The following is a 6705-nucleotide window of genomic DNA, read 5'->3' on the forward strand; positions in this document are numbered from 1 at the left end:
GGAACAGCTTATGCCGGCAGATAAAGATGGAAAAACAGAAAAACCCACACCCAAGAAATTGAGTGAAGCCAGAAAAAAAGGTCAGGTCCCTAAAAGTCAGGATTTGTCATCTGCCATCTCTTTTGGATTGTTTGCTCTAGCGTTGACGGCATTAGCTACTTATGTCCTTCAACGATCGTATGTCTTTATGCAGGAATCTTTACGCTTTGGAAGCGATCCGATGCGGGTCATACATGAGCTTCCTGCCATCGGAATGCGTGCAATCATCTGGTTTCTTATCCTAGCTGCACCGTTTCTTGCGATTGCTTTTTTTACAGGGGTAGTTGGGAACATGGTTCAAGTTGGGTTTCTATTTACAAAAGACCCACTGAAACCAAGCTTCAGTAAAATGAATCCGATTAGCGGGTTTAAAAATATAATGGGTAAAAAAGCGGCATTTGGTCTTGTAAAGAATCTGATGAAATTATTTATCGTCGTTGGGTTTACAGTGTACACGCTTTATGAATCAGCAGTAGTTATTCTGAATGCGGGAAGAGTCGGTACCTTTGCGATCTTTCCACTGATGATTGATTTGGTCAGTAAATTAGCCTTCAATTTGGCCATATTCATGGCGATTTTAGGAATAGCTGATTACGTGTATCAGCGTTATGATCATAAGAAAAATCTGATGATGTCCATGCAGGAAATTAAGGATGAGTATAAAGAAATGGAAGGCGACCCGCAAATCAAATCACAGCGTAAAGCGATGTACCGAGACATGGTATCAGGCAATATGAGTGATGTAGGGGAAGCCACAGTTTTAATCACGAATCCGACTCACTTTGCCATAGCCATTCGCTACGATAAAGATAAAGATCAGGTGCCTGTTGTTTTAGTAAAAGGGCAGGATCTCATGGCCCTTAAAATGAGAGAATTGGCAAAAGAACAGAATGTACCGATTATTGAAAACAAACCATTGGCCCGAGCGTTGTATAAACAAGTTGAGCCAAATGATCCAATACCTACTGAACTGTATCAGACAATTGCCGAGATACTCGCACTTATCTTTCAGGCAGAGCAGGCTAAGAAGTATAAGATTTAATTTAAAGAATGGGTGAAAAGTTATGAACAATCAGGTTGCAACCAAACGACAAACAGCATTAGCTAGTTCATTGAATATCATTATTGCATTTGTTGTCGTTTCTATCATAGGGATGATCATCATTCCTTTGCCGACGTTTATTCTCGATTTCTTACTGGTGGTGAATATATCGTTAGGTATCACAATCCTTGTCCTGACTTTATTTACTCACTCAGTACTCGACTTCCTGAGTTTCCCGACTCTGCTTCTGATTACGACAATGATCAGACTAGGACTGAATATTAGTTCTACCCGACTGATTTTGAGTCAAGGTGATGCAGGACGAGTTATTGAAACATTCGGAAGTTTCGTTGCAGGAAATAATTACATAGTGGGTGCGGTTTTATTCGTTATCATCGTTATTGTTCAAATTATGGTCGTCACCAACGGGGCAAGTCGAGTAGCGGAAGTATCCGCCCGATTTACTCTAGACGCAATGCCAGGAAAACAGATGGCTATTGATGCAGATTTAAACAGCGGTTTAATTACAGAAGAACACGCCAAATTAAGACGATCAAACCTGGAAAAAGAAGCCAATTTTTACGGTTCTATGGATGGGGCAAGTAAATTTGTTAAAGGAGACGCCATAGCTGGGATTATTATTACATTGATTAACCTGGTTGGGGGAATCGCTATTCATTCTCTCCAAGGCGGCTATACGATCGGAGAAGCGCTGAACCATTTTGGTCAGTTGACGATCGGGGACGGTCTGGTCAGTCAGATTCCTTCTTTATTAATATCCGTCGCTTCGGGTATTTTAGTAACACGTACGGCAAACGAAAAAGCATTCGGGGATACTATTGGAGGCGAGCTCTTTCATACACCTCAAGTTATGTATATCGTAGCCACCTTACTGACAATTTTCGCACTCGTTCCAGGATTTCCTTTTTTCCCATTTATTCTGATAGCGACTGGTTTGGCAGTTGCGGGGTATCTGGTCAGTGAAAGCCAGAAAGCCACAGCCAAAGATGAAAGTGATCTGCAGCAGCAGACGGCTATGACCCGTGAAGCAGAACCTGTTGAGGAATCGGCTTCTCAGTTCCAGGTGGACCGGATTGCAGTTGAAATTGGCTATGGATTGATTCCATTGGCCAATGAAGATCAGGACTCCAGTATGACTGACCAGATTGCAGCTATTCGAAAGCAGTTGTCATACGAATTGGGTATTTTGCTTAATCCTATTCGCATTAGAGACAACCTCCAGATGGCTCAACACGATTATGTCATTAAAATAAAAGGGAATCAGGTCGCCATAGGCACATTGTATCCCGATAAATTTTTGGTCGTCGAACCGGGCGGTATTGAAGAAGAAATAGACGGAATTGATGCGAAAGAGCCAGCTTTTGGACTGGATGCTTTATGGGTTACTGAAAAAAATAAAGAAATAGCTGAGCTTCACGATTATACAGTAGTAGATCCATTGACCGTTCTTGTCACCCATGTGAAAGAAGTCATGAAACAGAATGCCGATGAACTGCTGGGTCGCCAGGAAGTGAAGGTGCTGCTTGAAGGTCTCAAAGGACACTATAACGTGGTCATTGAAGAATTAATACCAGATATCTTACAACTGGGTGATGTTCAGAAAGTTCTTCAGCGTCTACTTAGGGAAGCAGTGCCGATTACTGATTTAGTTACTATACTGGAAACACTGGCAGATTACGGAAATACAACTAAAGATCATGAAACACTAACCGAGTATGTCAGACAAGCGCTCAAACGAAGTATTGTAAAAGACCATTTGGACGATCAGTCTACTTTGAACGTCATGACCGTTCATCCAGACACGGAGGAACGTCTGGCGTCAAGTATTCAAAAGTCAACTCAAGGTTCCATTCCAGTATTGCAGCCGCAGGAAGTTAATCAGTTGTTTGATAGCATTAACCAGCAGAGTGGCATGCTGTCAGCTCAAGGCATTCCATTCGTTTTATTAACTTCACCGAAAATTAGACCGGCTATGCGTAATTTATTGTCATTTAATTTTCCTGAACTGACTGTATTATCTTTAAATGAAATACCGAATGAGTGTGGAATCGAAAGTGCAGGCTTAGTCAGCATGAATTAGATTGGGGGGAAGAATATGGAAGAGCATTTACGAAACGAAATGGTCATACAGTATATGCCATTAGTTCATAAAGTGGTTCACGGTCTGAAAATTAACAATAAAGAATATGAACATGAAGACCTTGTCAATATTGGTGTAATAGGCCTGATGAAAGCAATTGAGAAGTATAATGATTCTTTGAATGTTCCATTCATCAACTACGCTTATATGCGAATCAAAGGAGCGATCATTGATGACATTCGAAAAACATCTCGGGTTTCGCGTAATCGCATTAAAGCGGTTAATGACTACTATGCTGCGGTCAATACGTTACAGCATGAGTTGTTAAGAACACCAACAGAACTCGAAGTGTGTCAAAAACTGGGCGTTACGAAAGCCGAAATGAGTAAGATCTACGAAACAGTTCATCAGCTGTCAGATGTTTCTCTAGATGATATATTATTTGAAGATTCTTCCAGTGAAACCAATCTGATGGAAGTTATGACTGACAAGAAGGCTGTTTTAGCAGAAGATAAAATGATAAGCAAGGAACAGTTCGCCTATTTGAAAGTGGCCATAAAGATGTTGTCTGATAGAGAACAGCAAATTTTACAGCTAATTTATTTTGAAGAACTGAGTATGAAAGAAGTTGGGTTTATTTATGATATTTCGACTCCAAGAGTGTCCCAGATTCACGGAAAAGCCTTACTAAAACTAAGAGAAGCCTTAAAAAAGGAGTACGCCCATGATTAGAGGACTTAATACATTATCAAACAGCTTCAACGTATTAACTCAAAAACAGAAAAACCTCGCAACAAATGCAGCCAATACTATGACACCGGGATATAAAGCACAACAGATGGTGACAAGCACCACTGGTCAAGTCGATATACATAATTACACACGCGGACCTGAATCTAACAGACGCAGAGATGTGGGAGAGCTTGTATTTGGTAATCAGCTGGATGAAGCTGTCCGTAATTTTTCTGCCGGAGGAATGCAATTAACTGAAAATAAAACAGATGTAGCAGTAAATGGAGACGCATTTTTTACCGTTCAAAATGAAGCAGGAGAATTATTTTATACTAGAAACGGACATTTTTCAGTAAGCGAGACAGGCCAGCTGACGACTCAAGAAGGTTTTACAGTAATGGGGATCGAGCAGAATGGGGACATTACACCGATCACTGTCGGCACGGATAATGAGGAGGCATTTACTATCGATGCTAACGGGTTTGTCTATACTGATAATCAGCCGGATCAGTTTCTGTTCCTGACAGAGTTTGAGAACCCTGCCGAGCTGGCAAGTGCCGGTGGAACTTTATTTCAAGGGGATAACGGGATTGCAGTTGGGGATGGTTTCAGGATTGAACAGGGATACATTGAGTCTTCTAATGTTGAAATGGTCGATGTCATGAGCGACATGTTACAGATTTCCAGAGAATTTGAAGCAAATCAGCGCGTCCTGCAGTCTACAGATGAAACGCTTAAGAGAGCAACACAAGAAGTCGGACGCACATAAGGAGAGAATTAATCAATGACTATTCCCTATAGCATTTCAAAAAGTGCGTTACAGACGCACCAGCACAAACTGAATCACATTTCACATAACATTTCCAATGTGAACACTACTGGTTTCAAGAAAAAAGATGTTCAGTTCACTGAACTGATTCATAATGTAGTCACTGAGCAGGATGTAAGGCTACTGGAAGGTGCCGATGATATGTCCCTTAATGCAGGCGTAAAACTGGCGAGCAGTAAGGACAGCTTCTCTCAAGGCGCTTTAAACCAGACTGGCGACCCCTTGCATCTGGCCATAAGCGGGAATGGTTTTTTTGGAATCAGAAACACGGATAATGAACTATATCTTACTCGTGACGGTGCATTCCACATGAATTCAATTGGGCAAATCGTTAATGACCGTGGGGATCCTCTGGATATAGAGATTACTATCCCTACAGACCAATGGGATAACGACTCACTGGTTATCAGCAAGTCTGGAGATGTATTAAGTCAAATCAATGGTCAGGAGACTGTTGTCGGATCTATTCCTGTTTATTTACCTCCTCACTCAGCTGCCATTGAATCGACAGGCGGAAATAGCTACCCTGTTGCAGAAGGCACGGAACTGCTGGTCACAGATGCCAATGTAATGAGCGGTTATCTTGAAGAATCAACAGTTGATCTTGCACAGAGTCTCATGGAAATGATCATGTCTCAGCGTGCTTATTCATTAAATTCCAAAGTTATGCAAAGTACAGATGAAATGTATTCACTGATCAATCAGTTCACTTAAGCAGTTTAACTAGTAAAAATAGTATAAAAGGGGGCTTCCTCGTGATTAGAATTCTGAATGTTTCCAAACAATTTAAAAAAACAGAGACTCAGGCGCTTTTAGACGTTTCACTGGATATCGATCAGGGGGAGTTTGTTTACCTGATTGGGAAAAGTGGATCGGGGAAATCAACTTTACTAAAACAGTTATACGGTGAGGTAAAGCCAACAAAAGGCCATATCATTTTCGACTCGCTGATTGTAAATAAACTGAAATCGAAAGAATTACCCAACCTCAGAAGAAAAGTGGGCGTAGTGTTTCAGGAGTACAAACTACTGGAGTACAAGACCGTATATGAAAATATAGCGTATGTCCTGGAAGTGACTGGTGTAGAAGAAGAGCTCATTGAAGAACGCGTAATGGAAGCTTTAAAAACAGTTGGTCTGAAGCACAAGGCTCTAGACTACCCGCAAGACTGTTCGGGGGGAGAACAGCAGCGCGTTGCAATCGCCCGGGCAATTGTCCATAAACCTAAAGTCCTTATTGCTGATGAACCGACCGGCAACCTTGATCCAAGAACGAGTTTATTGATGCTGAGGCTGCTTCATAAAATAAATAAAACAGGCACAACGGTCATAATGGCTACCCATGATTACAGCTTCGTTAATCACATGCCGGCTCGCGTCATCCGTCTTGAAAATGGACAAGTCAAAAGTGACCGTTCTAAAAATCACACCTTATTGATCCTTAATAACACTATGGGTGAGTACTACGTGGTTTAACTGATTATCGATTAAGACACTTATTTTTTAGTGTCTTTTTTTATTTATTAAAAATTTCAGTGGAATTTTTCCTACAAAGTCCTTTATATTCAACTCGCCTTTTTTTAATATTTCAGATGAAGGTAATATCGATTTAACATCTCATTCATATCGTTACGATAGTCGAGTTGACTGTAGTGACAGGCACTAACCCATACTCAAAAAGTCTTTGCATTTGAGATGCAAGTAGTCATTACTATAACGTGAACTCAATTGAACCCAGATTTTGAGAATACGGTTAAGGTATCAATAAGATTTAACTCTAGGGAGTTCCTGATTTGAGTAACACCCTATACTGTTTTAACCTGCTACTCCAAAAATAGGAGGGGTTCAGTTACACTAAATAATTGTTTAATCGAGTAGGAGATAAATGATTAATTCATTTATCGTCCTCTCACACCACCGTACGTACGGTTCCGTATACGGCGGTTCAATATCTTAAGTAAGC

Annotated in this window: 6 protein-coding genes; all 6 read left to right on the top strand. The window is 40.8% G+C overall.

Annotation, left to right across the window (positions count from 1 at the left end):
- The first annotated feature begins 10 nt into the window (after positions 1 to 10).
- Genes flhB through ftsE form a run of 6 tightly spaced genes read left to right on the top strand, consistent with a single transcriptional unit; the run spans position 11 to position 6218 of the window.
- A complete protein-coding gene (gene flhB / locus CLV38_RS11335; RefSeq protein ID WP_106195669.1) occupies positions 11 to 1081 on the top strand; it encodes a flagellar biosynthesis protein FlhB in 1071 nt (356 codons plus the stop codon).
- A gap of 22 nt (positions 1082 to 1103) precedes the next feature.
- Complete coding sequence (gene flhA, locus CLV38_RS11340) at positions 1104 to 3182, top strand: flagellar biosynthesis protein FlhA (protein ID WP_106195671.1); 2079 nt, start codon at positions 1104 to 1106, stop codon at positions 3180 to 3182.
- A 15-nt stretch (positions 3183 to 3197) separates the two neighbouring features.
- On the top strand, positions 3198 to 3914 hold the full coding sequence (locus CLV38_RS11345) for a sigma-70 family RNA polymerase sigma factor (protein ID WP_106195673.1): 717 nt from the start codon (positions 3198 to 3200) through the stop codon (positions 3912 to 3914).
- Positions 3907 to 4683: a flagellar hook-basal body protein gene (locus tag CLV38_RS11350; protein WP_106195675.1), complete on the top strand. Its 777-nt coding sequence runs from the start codon at positions 3907 to 3909 to the stop codon at positions 4681 to 4683. Before CLV38_RS11345 ends, CLV38_RS11350 begins: the two co-directional genes overlap by 8 nt.
- A gap of 15 nt (positions 4684 to 4698) precedes the next feature.
- A complete protein-coding gene (locus tag CLV38_RS11355; RefSeq protein ID WP_106195677.1) occupies positions 4699 to 5457 on the top strand; it encodes a flagellar hook-basal body protein in 759 nt (252 codons plus the stop codon).
- 41 nt (positions 5458 to 5498) lie between these two features.
- Positions 5499 to 6218 (top strand): cell division ATP-binding protein FtsE, encoded by a 720-nt coding sequence (gene ftsE / locus CLV38_RS11360; RefSeq protein ID WP_106195679.1) that lies wholly within the window; start codon positions 5499 to 5501, stop codon positions 6216 to 6218.
- Positions 6219 to 6705: the final 487 nt, after the last annotated feature.

It is taken from the genome of Alkalibacterium olivapovliticus, from assembly GCF_003003275.1.
Lineage (GTDB): Bacteria > Bacillota > Bacilli > Lactobacillales > Carnobacteriaceae_A > Alkalibacterium > Alkalibacterium olivapovliticum.